This is a genomic window from Oscillospiraceae bacterium, from assembly GCA_035380125.1.
Taxonomy (GTDB): domain Bacteria; phylum Bacillota; class Clostridia; order Oscillospirales; family JAKOTC01; genus DAOPZJ01.
This window is the reverse complement of the sequence record DAOSWV010000033.1, coordinates 1-14,393: the sequence shown is the minus strand read 5'-3', so window position 1 is coordinate 14,393 and position 14,393 is coordinate 1. Positions and strand designations below refer to the sequence as shown.

The 14,393-nt window shown below is 46.6% G+C and carries 8 protein-coding genes and 1 tRNA gene; 4 read left to right on the top strand and 5 right to left on the bottom strand.

All coding sequences use genetic code 11. The annotated features are described in order from the left end of the window. The first annotated feature begins 1 nt into the window (after position 1). On the top strand, positions 2-1,576 hold the full coding sequence (locus tag PK629_11635) for a hypothetical protein (protein HOP12126.1): 1,575 nt from the start codon (positions 2-4) through the stop codon (positions 1,574-1,576). Here the strand turns inward: PK629_11635 and PK629_11630 are convergent. The 5 genes from PK629_11630 to PK629_11610 form a co-directional block, all read right to left on the bottom strand. Next, positions 1,571-2,914 carry a LuxR C-terminal-related transcriptional regulator gene (locus tag PK629_11630; GenBank protein HOP12125.1) on the bottom strand — a complete coding sequence of 448 codons (1,344 nt, stop codon included), beginning with the start codon at positions 2,912-2,914 and terminating at the stop codon, positions 1,571-1,573. The genes PK629_11635 and PK629_11630 overlap by 6 nt on opposite strands. A gap of 125 nt (positions 2,915-3,039) precedes the next feature. Continuing rightward, positions 3,040-3,966, bottom strand: a complete 927-nt coding sequence (locus tag PK629_11625; GenBank protein ID HOP12124.1) for a hypothetical protein — start codon at positions 3,964-3,966, stop codon at positions 3,040-3,042. Positions 3,967-3,975: 9 nt separating this feature from the next. Next, complete coding sequence (locus tag PK629_11620; GenBank protein HOP12123.1) at positions 3,976-7,338, bottom strand: carboxypeptidase regulatory-like domain-containing protein; 3,363 nt, start codon at positions 7,336-7,338, stop codon at positions 3,976-3,978. Positions 7,339-7,359: 21 nt separating this feature from the next. Then, the gene (locus tag PK629_11615; protein HOP12122.1) at positions 7,360-8,103 is read right to left on the bottom strand and encodes a hypothetical protein; all 744 of its coding nucleotides are present in this window, start codon (positions 8,101-8,103) and stop codon (positions 7,360-7,362) included. A 1,070-nt stretch (positions 8,104-9,173) separates the two neighbouring features. After that, positions 9,174-9,249 (bottom strand) — tRNA-Thr (locus tag PK629_11610). A 247-nt stretch (positions 9,250-9,496) separates the two neighbouring features. Between PK629_11610 and PK629_11605 the strand changes: the two genes are divergently transcribed. The 3 genes from PK629_11605 (at position 9,497) to PK629_11595 (ending at position 14,326) form a co-directional block, all read left to right on the top strand. After that, complete coding sequence (locus PK629_11605; GenBank protein HOP12121.1) at positions 9,497-9,913, top strand: BlaI/MecI/CopY family transcriptional regulator; 417 nt, start codon at positions 9,497-9,499, stop codon at positions 9,911-9,913. After that, entirely contained in the window at positions 9,906-12,503 is a 2,598-nt protein-coding gene (locus tag PK629_11600; GenBank protein HOP12120.1) for a M56 family metallopeptidase, read from the top strand. The genes PK629_11605 and PK629_11600 overlap by 8 nt, the downstream gene beginning before the upstream one ends. A gap of 212 nt (positions 12,504-12,715) precedes the next feature. Further along, positions 12,716-14,326, top strand: coding sequence for an extracellular solute-binding protein (locus tag PK629_11595; GenBank protein ID HOP12119.1), 1,611 nt, complete (start codon positions 12,716-12,718; stop codon positions 14,324-14,326). Positions 14,327-14,393: the final 67 nt, after the last annotated feature.

The following is a 14,393-nucleotide window of genomic DNA, read 5'->3' as shown; positions in this document are numbered from 1 at the left end:
TATGAAACGTATTTTTGCCTTTCTTACAGCCCTGACGCTGCTTTCGGGGGTCGCCATCCCCGCCTTTTCCGGCGAAACCACCTCGGAGCAGGTCATCACCCCTGCCGTCTCGACGGAAACTTCTTCAGCTTCTGAAAAAGAGGAAGTCGTATACGGCATTCTGAACGCAGACGGCACCGTCAATGATGTATTCGTTGTCAATATTTTCGACGGCGGGACATTCACCGATTACGGAAATTATACCGAGATTAAGAATTTGACCGACGCGAGCAGTATTACCCAAAACGGCGATGTGATCGCGTCATCTTCGGACACGAGCCGTTTCTCCTATCAGGGGACGCTTGCATCGAAAGACCTGCCGTGGACAATCGCAATTAAATATTTTTTAAACGGCACAGAATTAACCGCATCCGAACTTGCGGGAAAAACCGGTTCGATTGAGATCAAACTCTCTGTCACACAGAATTCCGCTATCAACAGCAGCTTTTTTGATAACTTCGCGCTGCAGATTGCGGTTACGTTAGACGAGACGCTCTGTGACAATATTCAAGCCGACGGTGCAACGGCTGCAGAGGCCTCCGGAAGCAAACAGCTCTCGTATATCGTTCTGCCGGGTAAAACCGCCGACATCTCGATAACTGCCGATGTGCATAATTTCGAAATGGACCCCATCACAATCAACGGAATCAAAATGGTGTTCAACTTTGACGTTGATACCAGCTCGTTTACAAGTCAATTTTCCGAATTGTCAGATGCTGCAAAGACGCTTGACGACGGCGCGGGAGAACTCTCGGACGGCGTCGGCAAACTTGCCGACGGTATGAACAGCTACGCCGATGGTTTAAAGGCCTATAAAGAAGGGCTTTCTTCACTGGTGGCGGGCGCTTCCGATTTAAAGGCCGGAACAGCCTCGCTCAGCGACGGGCTCTCACAGCTGACCGAACAAAATTCGGTGCTAGTCATGGGCGCGCTGGCAATTCAGCAGGCCATATTTGACACGGTTAACGCACAGCTCACCGGTATGGGACTCCCCACTCTGACCCCGGAAAATTATGACTCAATTTTATCTGCAGTTCCTACGATGGCGGCGGTCAAGACGCAGCTGGATAATGCCATTCAATTCACGCAGGGGATTATTCAATACACCGACGGCGTATATCAGTTCTCGTCAGGCGCAAAGCAACTCTCGGGCGGCACATCCGATCTATACGACGGGCTGGTTCAAATCAACGCGTCGGCACAGCAGCTTTATGATGCGGTGGTCGAATTAAACAGCGCCATTAAAGAACTGAAAAGCGGTATTTCGGATTATAAAACCGGCACCGCAGCGCTGAAAGACGGCACTGCCGATATGGACAGTGAAGCGATTGATCAGATTGATGAAATGCTTGCCGAACTCACCGGCAGCGGCGCAGTGGTCAAATCGTTTGTTTCAGATAAAAATACGTCTGTCTCCGCCGTACAATTCGTGCTGAAGACAACCGCAATCGAAATCGCGAAAACAACAGAAACCGAACCCGTTCAAACCGTTACCGAGACCTTTTGGGACAGGATTTTGGATTTGTTCGGGCTATGATTTTTCCGCAGGATTCATATATAAAACCAGCAGTTCCGAACGGCTGTGGATATTGAGCTTTTCATAAATACTGCGGCAATATACCTTCACAGTGGACGGCGCAATAAACAATGTTTGTGCAATCTGTTGGTTGGAATAACCCTGCAGCAACAATTGAACGACCTCGTTTTCCCGAGATGTTAAAAGGCTGTTAATATGATTTTCAGACGCCTCCTTTATAGAGGCGTTTTCATTTTGTTTTATTTTGAAAAAGATCGGTGCGAACAACAAGCTCGCCGCGACCAATGCCAGTGAGATCAGCGAATAAACCAATGCGTTCAGTTCTTTGAATTGAGCAAACAGAAGATAGGAAATCCCGAATCCGGCTAACAACGCCAACCCGAAGACGCAGACAAATCCGATAAACACACCCTTCCCTTTCTGTGAAACGCTGAATCCCGCCGCAGTGAGAAACAGGAAAACATAGACGATATCTGCAATTCCAAAAAAGATCATGTCCAAATCCGTGTTTATTAAAACTCCGTTGACCGCGGCGATCGAAAGTGCAAAATGCAGAATAGACGCGGCGGCAAACGCAATAAATGCATAAACCGGTGATAATTTTTTATGTACGAACAACCACCATGACAACGCGGCGGCAATCATACAGCCCATAAAATACATGTCATAATTGAGGGGCGCCGCATCATGCCCACCGTACAATTTGAAAACGCCGTTCATCCGTTCCAACACCACGAGTGCAAACAGCGCATAAATCAAAACCATTTTTCCGTTTGAAATACTCACGGACCGGTTTACCTTTTTCTCGAAATCGCCTCGTTTTAAGAACAGACCGCAGATGAAGATGCATGCCAACATTAATCCGGCGGACACGAGATACCAGTTCTTTCCCAAATGATCGGAAAACATCAGGGCGGCAAACGAAAACACGGGTTTTGCCGCAAGAAAAACCGTGATCATAATCAGTTGCCCGCGACGCTCCAGCCCGTAAGCAAACAGATATAAAAAACCGGCTGTCAGAATCCCCGAACCCAACGCCAGTGGTACCGCCGAAATCCAATCGGGTATGATTATTAAAAACGACAATAAAAACAATCCAGCGGCTGAAAAAATCACTGCCGCCTTAATCAAGAAATTGAGTTGCTTTTTAAAATCAAAAAGGAATAGAACCGCCGGAATGGAAAGACAAAACACCGAGACGAATAATGCGGTTGTCAGCACAGGCGCATCACCGTTCGGACCGACCAGTCCTAACGTGAAGGCATAGCGCACACAGAACATGATCCAAAAAATCCAGAAGCATAGGTAGGCATATATCGCTTTTTTCCCGGTCTGCATTTGCCCGTCCTCCGTTCTTTTCGAATATAAATGATCATAAAATCGGTTCGTTTCTTCCATTATATTCATTTACAACACAAAAAACAAGGGTCTGCCGAAGCAGGCCCTTGTTATACTGCCGCGGATCAATCGATCTTTGTTAAAACAATTTTCACTTTGCTCTCGGTCAGATAACCGTCGTCGATCTCGATGCTGATCTCATATCCCCCTTTGGCACCGGTGATATCATAATAATCAATTTCGAGTTCCTGCGCATTCTGCATCAATTCGAGATAAAATTCCTTTAAATCGTCTTTGGAGGCCTCGGAAAAATAGGCGATACTGAACCGGCTGTCCAAATCCCCCATCGTATAATTCATGTCTTCCACATAGGCAAGCGTGATGATGTCATAAGGGAAATCGTCGGGCATTTGACGTTTCCATGTCTCCCCGAGATCCACTTTATTGCTCAGCAGCCGAAACGAAGCGACGACCACATCAAATTCGGTGCGCACATCCTCGACGTATTCCTCCTGCATTGTGACAATCAGATCATACCGATACCCGTCTTTTAAAGCGATCAGATCGATGGTTCTGAGTTGTTGACCCAAAATCGTTCTACTGATTTCCACCAGTAAAGCGGGATATCCTTTCAGTGTCATCTCTTCCCGGCGATATACCGTGATTTCCGGATCGTTATCCTGCCAAGCGGTCTTGAGCCATTCCTCAAACTCCTCGGCGCTCATAAATTCGGGTTCCTGAATCTTCACAACGGCCTTGTCGCCGCTCAGATGGGTCAGCGAGACAAACTCATCATATTCGGTCTCCTCAGTCAGAAGCAGTTGGTTATAGGTGAACGCAAATCCGTATTGCTCCGAGATATATTCGTTTGCGCCTTCCGTCGTTTTAACGTTGCTTTCGACCGTGCTGACAACACTCTGTGTGCTGCCCGTGCTTTCGGTTTGGGTACTCTGTTCGCTTTTTAATCCCCCCGGGCCGATACAGCCCGAAACCGTCAGCGCCGCAAGCAATACGGCAAAACCGAAAATCGTTCCCTTTTTGTGTTTCAACATTTTTCACTCCTATTCATCCATGTACAATTCGTCATTGGTATTGGGGTCTTTTCCGACAACGATATAATTTCGGATCGTGAGTTCTTTTGTCTTGGGGTTGAAGAGGATCAAAACGCAGTCATAATGATACCCGGATGCCGGATTGGAAACGCCGTCGTCCGGCACGACCCTTAAATAATATTTAATCAGACAGTTGTCCCAATTCACCTGAACATCCGGTGCAAATGCATAACTGCCGGGCAAGTTGGGATAAACCGGGTCGCATACTTCAATACCATCCGAGAGAATCACGATTTTTTTGATGTAAACCATGGTTTTATTGGAACTGTGGAATCCCATCGAAATCGGAACGTCGGTCGGGAAAATCATCGAGACCACATTGATGCCGAGATCTAAAAGTTCATTATTGGTGCTGATCAGGTCGGTCGGGCTCCAAGTGCCCGATACGCTGTTATAATTCCAATAATCCGGTGTGGTCTCAACGCTGAGGTGATTGATGCAGGAATCCGTTGCGGTGACAAATGTTTTAAACCCGAACGGGCCGTAAATTGACCGCACTTCATACCCCTGTGTGAACATGGTACTCGGCACCGAAGCGCATTCCGCCCATGCGACGACTTTGATATCCGCGCTTGACAGCACATCACCCATGCCCGTTTCCGCGGATTCGGTCATAAACGAGAAGTTCCATTCGGTCTCAAGGCCCCTGTAGAAATCCAGACCCTGCTCCTTATAAAGACCCTGCCCGCTTACCCGAACTCGGATGTTTTCGACGTGTTGTGCGGAGATTGGAAAATACGTCGCGAAGAATCCCTCGGCATCGGAATAAGCCGTCGCAAGAACCTGCCCATCCGTTGTGAAGGCCTCAATTTTCATTAGGGAAATCGCCGCATACCCGTCTCCGAACACATAGCCGCTCAGATAAGTTAAATCCGTGGTGTTCATGGCAATATTCACGGTTTTATTCTCCGCCAATGAAAGGTCGATTTTTTTGTATACGGGCGCGTATCCGGCAAAACGATATTCGATCTCATGGTTTCCTGCCGATATTTTAAAGGTATATACCCCGTTTTCGTCGGTATAGGCCTTATAATTGGTGTCTTTGACCGTGACTTTGACGCCTGACAACGCAGAACCGGACGCGGATGTGACCGTTCCGGAAATGTACGAGAAATTGTCCAAATAGATACTGGCCAGATCGCTTCCGTTTCCCTCATAAAGCTCGTCTTCGTATGTCTGAACATTATATCCGGTTCTTCCGGCCGATGCCGTATAAGACCCGAACGGTACATCAACGAAGGTACAGTATCCGTATGCGTCGGTTATCGCATTCGTCGTCTGTTCTCCTGCGGCAAGCGTAACCTCCGCGTTTGAAATCGGATCATACCCCAGATTACGGACTCGGACGACAACGACACCCCGATTGGTTCCGGCGACGACATTCAACCGTTTCGGCCCGGCGGTGTTATTGGTCTCGTCACTCTCGGCAATCAGATTACTCGCATCCACTGTCACCGAATAATCCAATCCGCCCATTCCGGAGGGAATTCCTTCGCCCGTTATGCCTGTCATAGCTGCTTCCGTAACCGTTTCATCCTCGACCACCGGGATTACATACGGCACATTGAGAGACACCGAACCGTATGACGGGATATCGACCGTTCGGGTTGCATAGATCACATCATCGATTAAAAACCGAATTTCCGCATTTGATACCGGCAATGCGCCTGAATTTACAATGATCGCGGAAAGTTCAATGGCAGAACCCGCATACAATGTTTCGCCCTCGTTGCTGATGGAAATTGCGCCGACCGTGAGATCCGCTTCCGCCAATGTCAAGGTCTGCCCGGCGGTATTATCACTCAAATCATCATCGCTCTGCGAAGAACCGGGTGTGATTGAAAACAAAAACTCAAGATCGCCGGAAAAATCATCGGGTACCGTCCATGTGTCTTGGAATATTTTATACTGCCCGCCGTCAATGGATCCGCTGTACAGTGCGTTGTTCGGGTCAAGCGCAGTACCGTTGACGCTGAAGTCCTCGGAAAATCCGGAGGCCGCCTGCGCGGAATTATTTTTAACCGCCGCGAAAAGCTGAATCGTCTCTCCCGGCACTAAGACAGACGGCAGAGACCAGACACTTTCAACCGACAGATCGGTAATTTCCGTTCCGCCCGAACTTTCGGGAATTAAAACGGTCGCGATGTTATTATCCTCCTGATATTCCGAAAACAGACCCCCGGCATCCGCCACAACATGGACTTCCAGCGGCCATGTCACGTCATTGGGCAGACGATACAGGCAATTCACCTCAGCCATATACGGCGCACTGACCGAACCGGCTTTGATGGGTTCATAAGCAACGCCGTTGATCACAAACACATATCGCAATTCGTCACTCGTATCACCGAAAGACACGGGGCTGTTTTTGAAGACATCGCATGTCAAATAGACCGCATTGGAGCGGTATTCCCAACTGATACCCTGTGTTTTCACAAAATAGTCACACGGTGTGACTGCCAACGTCAGCGAACCGCTGCCTCCGGTTTCAAGAGAAACATGAAAATCGATCTCGTCGGTTGCGCTTTGCGGAACGCAATATTGAAAATTTAATATAGCGGTGCCGTTTGGCTTCGTGAGATAGCATTGCTTATCCCCGATTTTTATGCCACCCGCATAAAAATAAGCGCGCAGATAGGAACCGGCCTGGCCCGAAACCGAGGCGTGCAGTGTGATGGTCTCACCGGGTACCAAAGCCCTGCCTTCCAAATCGGAATCGGCGTAGACCGATAAAATCACAGCTTGCCCGGGATATTCATTCGCAGTGATGTCGGCACCTGTAATGGTTACCGACTTTACGGCTGTGTTGTCGGATTCGTTGATTTCATTGCTGATTTCTCCGGCGATGACTTCCGCTTTAAATTCGTCGGAAACCGTATTCCCTTTTTCCACCGTCTCGTATGCCTCAAACGGCATATTGCAGTTTGCTTTTACCGTGATATAATTGTCGGAGGCATCCATGAAAAACGGAACTTTATCAAGCTGTATTCCGCCGATCGAGAAAACCACAAACCCGCTCGCTGCGGTTGATGTGCTTTTATGCACTTTCGCCTGCACCTTGATGATTCCGCCGGGCAGCAGCTTAGAAGAGCCGCCGGATGTCAAGCACTGCAAATCTCCCGTTGATAAATAAAAATCGACATCACTCTGGCCCAATCCGGAAAATTGCCCGCTTTCACCCACTGTCGTGCCGATATCCGTTTCCGTATCTCCGGCGCCTTCGGACAAATCGCATCCGCTCACCGCAAATTGTGAAAACAAGAACAAAATGCTGAAAAGGAAAGCTGCGGTTTTCAAATAAGACCTTTTCATGTTCCCCTCCTAATGCCATCTTTAAAATGGCGCAGCAAAAACCGTTTCGTCGAAATTTTCGTTCAGGCCGACGAATGAATAGGTCTGCGTGACCGCATTTACCGCTTGCGGACGCTCACTGTATGAAGAATTTCCGTATAATGTCACATAAATGACACTGTCGTTGTTTACGCCGAATTCGATCTCTGTATAATAGTATCCCGCCTGCGCGGTATCTTTTTTATAAAATTGATCGATATTGTCGATGGTGAAAATCACATATTCGCCGTCTGCACTGACGGTTCCGCTATCCGCACCATTGAAATCCCAGTTGTAAAAATCGCTGTAATATGCGGGCGGCATTATGGGTTCATAACTGGTGTTTTTACTGAAACTGTACTGTAATGCCTGCTGTTCGTCGGCGATCACACGGAATTTTATAGAACCCCCGTCATATTCATCACTGCGAAATTGATTTCCCAATTTCCAAATTTCAAAGGATTTTGCGTCCGCCGGCGTATTGTCATAGACGGCATAGGTGACAAGACATTTCAAATGCAAAGAATCGGCGTTTAAAAATTCCTGCAAATTCGCTTTCGCGCGCTCGGCACTTAATGGCTCTTCCGGCTCAGAGGAAGCGATTTCGCTTGATTCCGAAACAGTTATTACCGATGATTTGGATTCTTCCGATAGTACAGATAAAAGTTCCGTTTCGCTTTGATTCCCCGAACATCCGTAAAAACCAAAGCACAGCAGAATCACGATCAGACAAACAGTCCGGCGCATCTGTTTTCACCCTTTCCGAATTTATGGAAACACTATATTTATATTATGCTGTATTTATGCTCAAAGCAATACCACTAAAGTGGTATTTGACGGTTTCAATTCGTTCATTTTGGCTATATTCGACCTGATTTAAATTTTCATTCACTGACTGAGTTATGCCATCTCTTTATATAAAGAAAGTTTCCGTCTCTATTATAAATAAAACCTATAACGTGTGTTTAAAAAACAAAAAGCGCCCACTTTCTGTGAGCGCGGCTTAATAAGATTACGAACCCGAAAGAATCGCGCTTATGCACGATTCTTTTTACAGACGAAGGGATTTCGAATTTTCGGAACCCCTTCGTCTGTTTTGGAGCTGGCAAAGGCGCCAAAGCGTCGATAAATCGACGCTCAAAACACCCGACCTGCTAATTAAGTTTTTTATTCCCATATAAAATAAAAACCAGAACGCGTGTATAAAAACAAAAAGCGCCCACTTTCTGTGGGCGCGGCTTAATAAGATTACGAACCCGAAAGAATCGCGCTTATGCACGATTCTTTTTACAGACGAAGGGATTTCGAATTTTCGGAACCCCTTCGTCTGTTTTGGAGCTGGCAAAGGTGCCAAAGCGTAGATAAATCGACGCTCAGAACACCCGATCTGCTGATTACGAATCAGCGAGGTCTGTTTGCAGACCTTCTCTACACGACTGAGCTATGCCGGCAGATATTTAAAAATAAAAACTCCCGAAATCTGAGAGTTTGTTTGGAGCTGGCAAAGGTGCCAAAGCGTCGATAAATCGACGCTCAGAACACCAGACCTGCTGATTAAGTTTTTTATTCCCATATAAAATAAAACCCAGAACGCGTGCATAAAAACAAAAAGCGCCCACTTTCTGTGAGCGCGACTTGTCAGCGGTGACTCACCGCTGGAGCTGGCAAAGGCGCCAAAGCGTCGATAAATCGACGCTCAGAACACCCGACCTGCTGAATACGAATCAGCGAGGTCTGTTTGCAGACCTTCTCTACACGACTGAGCTATGCCGGCAGATATTTAAAAATAAAAACTCCCGAAATCTCGAGAGTTTGTTTGGAGCTGGCAAGGTGACTTGAACACCCGACCTGCTGATTACGAATCAGCTGCTCTACCAACTGAGCTATGCCAGCATTTTTAACCGACGACCTGTTGATTACGAATCAGCGAGGTCTGTTTGCAGACCTTCTCTACACGACTGAGCTATGCCAGCAAACGCGCATTATTTTAACATGTTCCCCTCTTTTTGTCAACTCTGAATTTCGGCAAAAAATATTTTAGGAATTTTTTTCTAAAACCTATTGACAAAAAAATGTTACAGTGGTAACATATAGATAGTTACAGCTGTAACGCACAATTTAAAACCGGAGGAAATGCCGTATGAACGATAAATCTTTTGATAAATCCTTTGATAAATCATTGAAAATCACCGATTCCGAATCCGAGGTCATGAAAACGCTCTGGACAGCCGGAAAACCTTTGCCCGTTTCGGTTATCACAGACGAATTATCAAAAAAATGCGGTTGGGATTCTTCCACTACCCGAACACTGCTGCGCCGGCTTTGCCAAAAGGATGCGGTAAGAGCAGAAAAGAAAGAGATCTTTTATTATTCTCCGATCGTCACGGAACAGGAATACAACCTCACAAACACGCAGCAGCTGATTGATCGGCTTTACGGCGGCAGCGTGAAAGACCTCGTGGCGGCGATGCTGTCGCAAAACAGATTGGGCGACGACGATATCGCCGAACTGCGCGAGATGTTCAAGGTCGAGAACCCGGAGGATCAAAATGAGTGATTTAACATTACTGTTATTATCCCTTTCCCTTTCAGGTACCGTGATCGCGGGATTGATCTTTGCGGTTAAGGCGCTCTGGAAGAAAAATCTCTCAAAATCGGTGTTGTATTATCTCTGGCTGATCGCATTGGTTCGTCTGGTACTGCCGTTCTCGTTCGAAGGCGCTCTGCTCGACCGAATCTATGCCGGGAACAGTCAAACAGCGGTCTCCGCAGTCACATCGGTCGAAAACGCCACACCGATCACTTCGTCTAATTCGGTTTTCTCCGTACCGGCGGTCTCGGAATCCTCTGCAGTTCAGATTGTTGAAGTCGTTTCAACACCCGCTGCTGTTTCTGCGGAAACCGCAGTTGAAACAACAACCGTTCCCGCCGAAACACAAACCGCCGCAGAGACGACAGTAAAACGATCTGTCGGTTTTATGGAATTGATCCCTTATCTCTGGGCAGCCGGTTTTGCGGCGTTTTGCGGTTTTACTTTGATCAGTTACAGTATATTTACTGCGAAATTGAAAAAGGTCAACAGAACAGCGGATGAAAATATCCAAAACATTGCCGCACAACTCGGATGCAAACTGAAAATCCATCAAAATCCGTTGGCGAAAACACCGATGCTGATCGGTTTATTCCGTCAAAGCATTGTCCTGCCCGACGTGATTTATACGAAAAACGAATTAGTAGGCGCTTTAACACATGAGCTTACGCACAAACGCCGCCATGATTTGCTGTATAAATGGTTCGCGCTTTTTGTGAACGCAATTCACTGGTTCAATCCGATCGTATGGTTGGTTCGCCGTGAAGTCAGCCGTGACTGCGAACTCTCCTGCGACGAGGCCTTAATTAAAAACCTGCAAAACGATGAAAAACAGATTTACGGCGAGACACTGATCAATCTCGCCGCCGCACACCGTTATCCCGCAGGCGTCATCGCCACGACACTCTGCGAGGAAAAACGGACCCTGAAAGAAAGGTTGGGTGCCATTATGACATATCAGAAAAAAGGATTTAAAAATAAAGTTATGAGCTGCGTTTTAATCGTTGCCGTAACCGCCTCCGGTATGTTGATGGGCGCATGTGTTCCGAGCCAGAAGCATCTCGCCTATCCCGAATCCATCAGCATTCTTAAAAGTGACTTTTTCTCGTATTCAAGTTCGGATATGAACAATGCCGCCAAACAGCAATGGCTGGACGAGATGGCTGAACATTACGGTGTTCAATTTAAAATCTATTCAGACAACAAAAACTATATGGAAAGTACCGATGTCTCATCCGAAAGCGGCGCAACGGACTCCGAAACCACATCTTCCGCTTCGGAGGAACAGACAACCGATACATTTACCGGTTTAATCTCAGTCAGAACAAACAGTGTATTGAATTCTTATGTTGAATATGACTCTGTCATGCCTTTGGATGAATATCTTGCCAATAATCCGACTTGGAATGCCCTGCCCGATGATTTTAAATCTCTATTTGAAATAAACGGTCATATCTATGCGATTCCCACTTCGGCTAGCCAGACATATAGCGTCCGCATCATCAGTAACAAAGCACTGGCTGCGACCGGACTCACCGTAACCGATCTCGATTCGTTCAACAATTTCGCTATGACTTATTTACAGGAATATGGCAATGCCGCCATTGGCAGCGTCAGTGTAAGATCAACGACAGATATTTTGAATGCATACGGGCTTTACACCGATTATTCCGGATTCACGATGTTCAATTATGACCCGACAGCCGATTGTTTTGTGGACTGGCTAACGAAACCCGCTGCCATTGAAGCGTTGGAATATCTGCGCGAACTCTATAATACCGGCGTAATTTCTGTTGATTATACACCGGACTATACAAAATTTGAAAACGGACTTATCGCTTCGGGATATAGCCAAAATTATTATATTCCAACTACCTTTTTCTACACAGAACACGAAAATTCTACCGAATTGTATAATTTGAATTCCGAATACCCGCAAATCATTGTCTCTTCCGTCAACGGTTTCGCCATGACGCCAGACACCCCGCAGCCCCAAGAAACTGTCAATTTACTAATTGATATGCTGTTCGGCTCTCAGGAAAATTATTTGGAATGCTGGCTAGGTTCCTCGGACAATTATACCTTGAACAGCGACGGAACAATTACGGTTAATATGGTGCAGAATTCCGACGGTGACTATATAATCCCCAGCCTGCCGAGCTTAACAGGCGGATTGCCGGATATCTTCCCCTATTCGGATGCGGATATCTACTACGGTCAAGACGGAGTCATCGACACAAGTACGGACACTTATACCGGCAAACTAAACGCATTTTTAAGACAAAAAAGCGATGCAATCAATTCCGGGGAGATGATCAAGATTCCATTGGCGTATCAGCTATACCAAAGCATGAAATCATCGACCTATTATGAAAATAAAAACGCCGCTTACAAGCTATATTTAAAATACTTCCAAAACGCAATCTTTGATTCCGATCAAACGGTACAAGAGATTGTGGACGAATACCGCGCAGCGATGCTCGAACTGGGAGGAAATCAAATGCTCGATGAGATGAATGCCGCCATCGGCAAAACCACCGCATATTATTACGGATGATTCATCCGTATTGATAAGGACTTCTTATATACCTACTGACAGCATACTACACCCCACCATCGTAAAGCGGACGTTCATAACGCCCGCTTTACACTTTTAAACCGATTTTAATCGTTTTAACAGATATTGACATATTTAGTGTAAAATGTTATTATGTGAGCAATCGCAATATCCGGAAAATCTCTTCACTTTAAAAATGAAAGGCGGTTCGGATGATGAAAACGTTATTATCCAAAATTCTCAGCTGCGTTTTGACAATTTTTCTGATTGTTTCTTCGGTGTTTATAAGCAGCTGCGGCGCTTCCGAAACCTCAAACGCGCTGTTTCCGAAAGCCGACAAACGCGATTATCCCCAGTCAATGGACATTGCATTCCCCGGATTCTTTTATCGCAACAATGCTTATGACGCCGAGAGTGGAGATAAATGGCTTGAGGATATCTCGACCCGGTACGGTGTTGATCTGAACGTCACTACCAATGCTAACGATGCAAGCGGTATTATCAAGTCATTATTGACCGGAGGACATACCGCAGAGGTAGTCACCGGTTTTGCCTTTATGAATACTACCAATTTGGTGGATATGTATGCCAATCCCCAATACATCCTTCCGCTCGAAGATTATCTCGCTGATAATCCGGTCTGGCTGTCACTGCCGCAGGAAGTTCGCGATGCTTTTACAGTAGACGGCCATATCTGGGCCATTCCCTGTTCTTATTATAATCTCACCCCTCAACTGCGCATTTATGACTCCGAAATTCTGGACACACTCGGAATACAGGCACCGACAACGCTGGATGAATTCGCTGATTTCACCCAACAAGTGAGCATATTGCAAAAAAGCGGCGGAACCGACGTCACGGATATTGTTCCCATGTGCAGTTATCCCTACTATTGCGCTTCGGATATTCTGCGTGCTTACGGCGTCTATACCTCAGGCTACGGAATGATCGGTTACGACCCGATTGAGGGCTGTGTAACCGACGGATTTTTGAAGCCGGATGCCGAGGAAGCGCTTGAATATCTTCGTAACCTCTATCAAAAAGGCGTTTTTAATATGACCGATTATATCGGAACCAGCATCACTTCATATCGAAGCGCTCTTTATGCGCAAGAAAATTTCGCTACTGCTTACTGCAGCGGTTATAGCTCGAACATGGCCTATATGGGAGCGCTTAGTAAATACGACTGTACCACCGGAATGAATCGCAACGGTACTGTTTGCCCGCAAGTGCTTGATACGTCTTTTTCGGGATATGTTTTAGCCGCAAACACAGCTGAGCCGGAGAAGTGCGTCAACTTTTTGCTTGATCTGTTTTTCGGATCGAGTTATAACTACTGCGAGACACGGTATGGTTCCGAAAAGAATTATACAATTAATTCCGATGGAACCATCGATGTTAATCTTACGGAAGACGGGCTTTATCCCACGATCCCCAACCTTCTCTGGCGCATAGACGGATTGAATATGGGCGATGAATACGGTGGTTATAACAGCTCTCTATACGGAGACGCTGCTTCCCAGTATAATACCGGTGTTGCCCTGAGTGAACTGCGTAAAAATGCAATTGAAAACGGTACGGCTGTTGAAGTACCCGTTGTGAATCAATTCGCAGTACGGTTGTCATCATGGTATACAAGAGACATGTATCAAAATATCCTACTGGCGGCAAGTGACTGCTTCGTGAACGCCATAACCGACGATACCAAGACCGTGAAAGAAGTGCTGAATGAATACCGCACCGCCATGCGCGGATACGGCGCTCAGCATCTGCTTGACGACGCAAACTCAATTATCGGCAAAACCGGCGTTCAAACCTATTGATTTCTCTCTGCGACAATAAATATCCCCCGGTAAAACCGGGGGTTTTTCATAGACGGGCAAAGCCCTA

Coding starts and splice junctions, on each gene's coding strand:
- PK629_11635 (HOP12126.1), top strand. CDS start 2: ATGAAACGTATTTTTGCCTTTCTTACAGCCCTGACGCTGCTTTCGGGG.
- PK629_11630 (HOP12125.1), bottom strand. CDS start 2,914: ATGCAGACCGGGAAAAAAGCGATATATGCCTACCTATGCTTCTGGATT.
- PK629_11625 (HOP12124.1), bottom strand. CDS start 3,966: ATGTTGAAACACAAAAAGGGAACGATTTTCGGTTTTGCCGTATTGCTT.
- PK629_11620 (HOP12123.1), bottom strand. CDS start 7,338: ATGAAAAGGTCTTATTTGAAAACCGCAGCTTTCCTTTTCAGCATTTTG.
- PK629_11615 (HOP12122.1), bottom strand. CDS start 8,103: ATGCGCCGGACTGTTTGTCTGATCGTGATTCTGCTGTGCTTTGGTTTT.
- PK629_11605 (HOP12121.1), top strand. CDS start 9,497: ATGAACGATAAATCTTTTGATAAATCCTTTGATAAATCATTGAAAATC.
- PK629_11600 (HOP12120.1), top strand. CDS start 9,906: ATGAGTGATTTAACATTACTGTTATTATCCCTTTCCCTTTCAGGTACC.
- PK629_11595 (HOP12119.1), top strand. CDS start 12,716: ATGATGAAAACGTTATTATCCAAAATTCTCAGCTGCGTTTTGACAATT.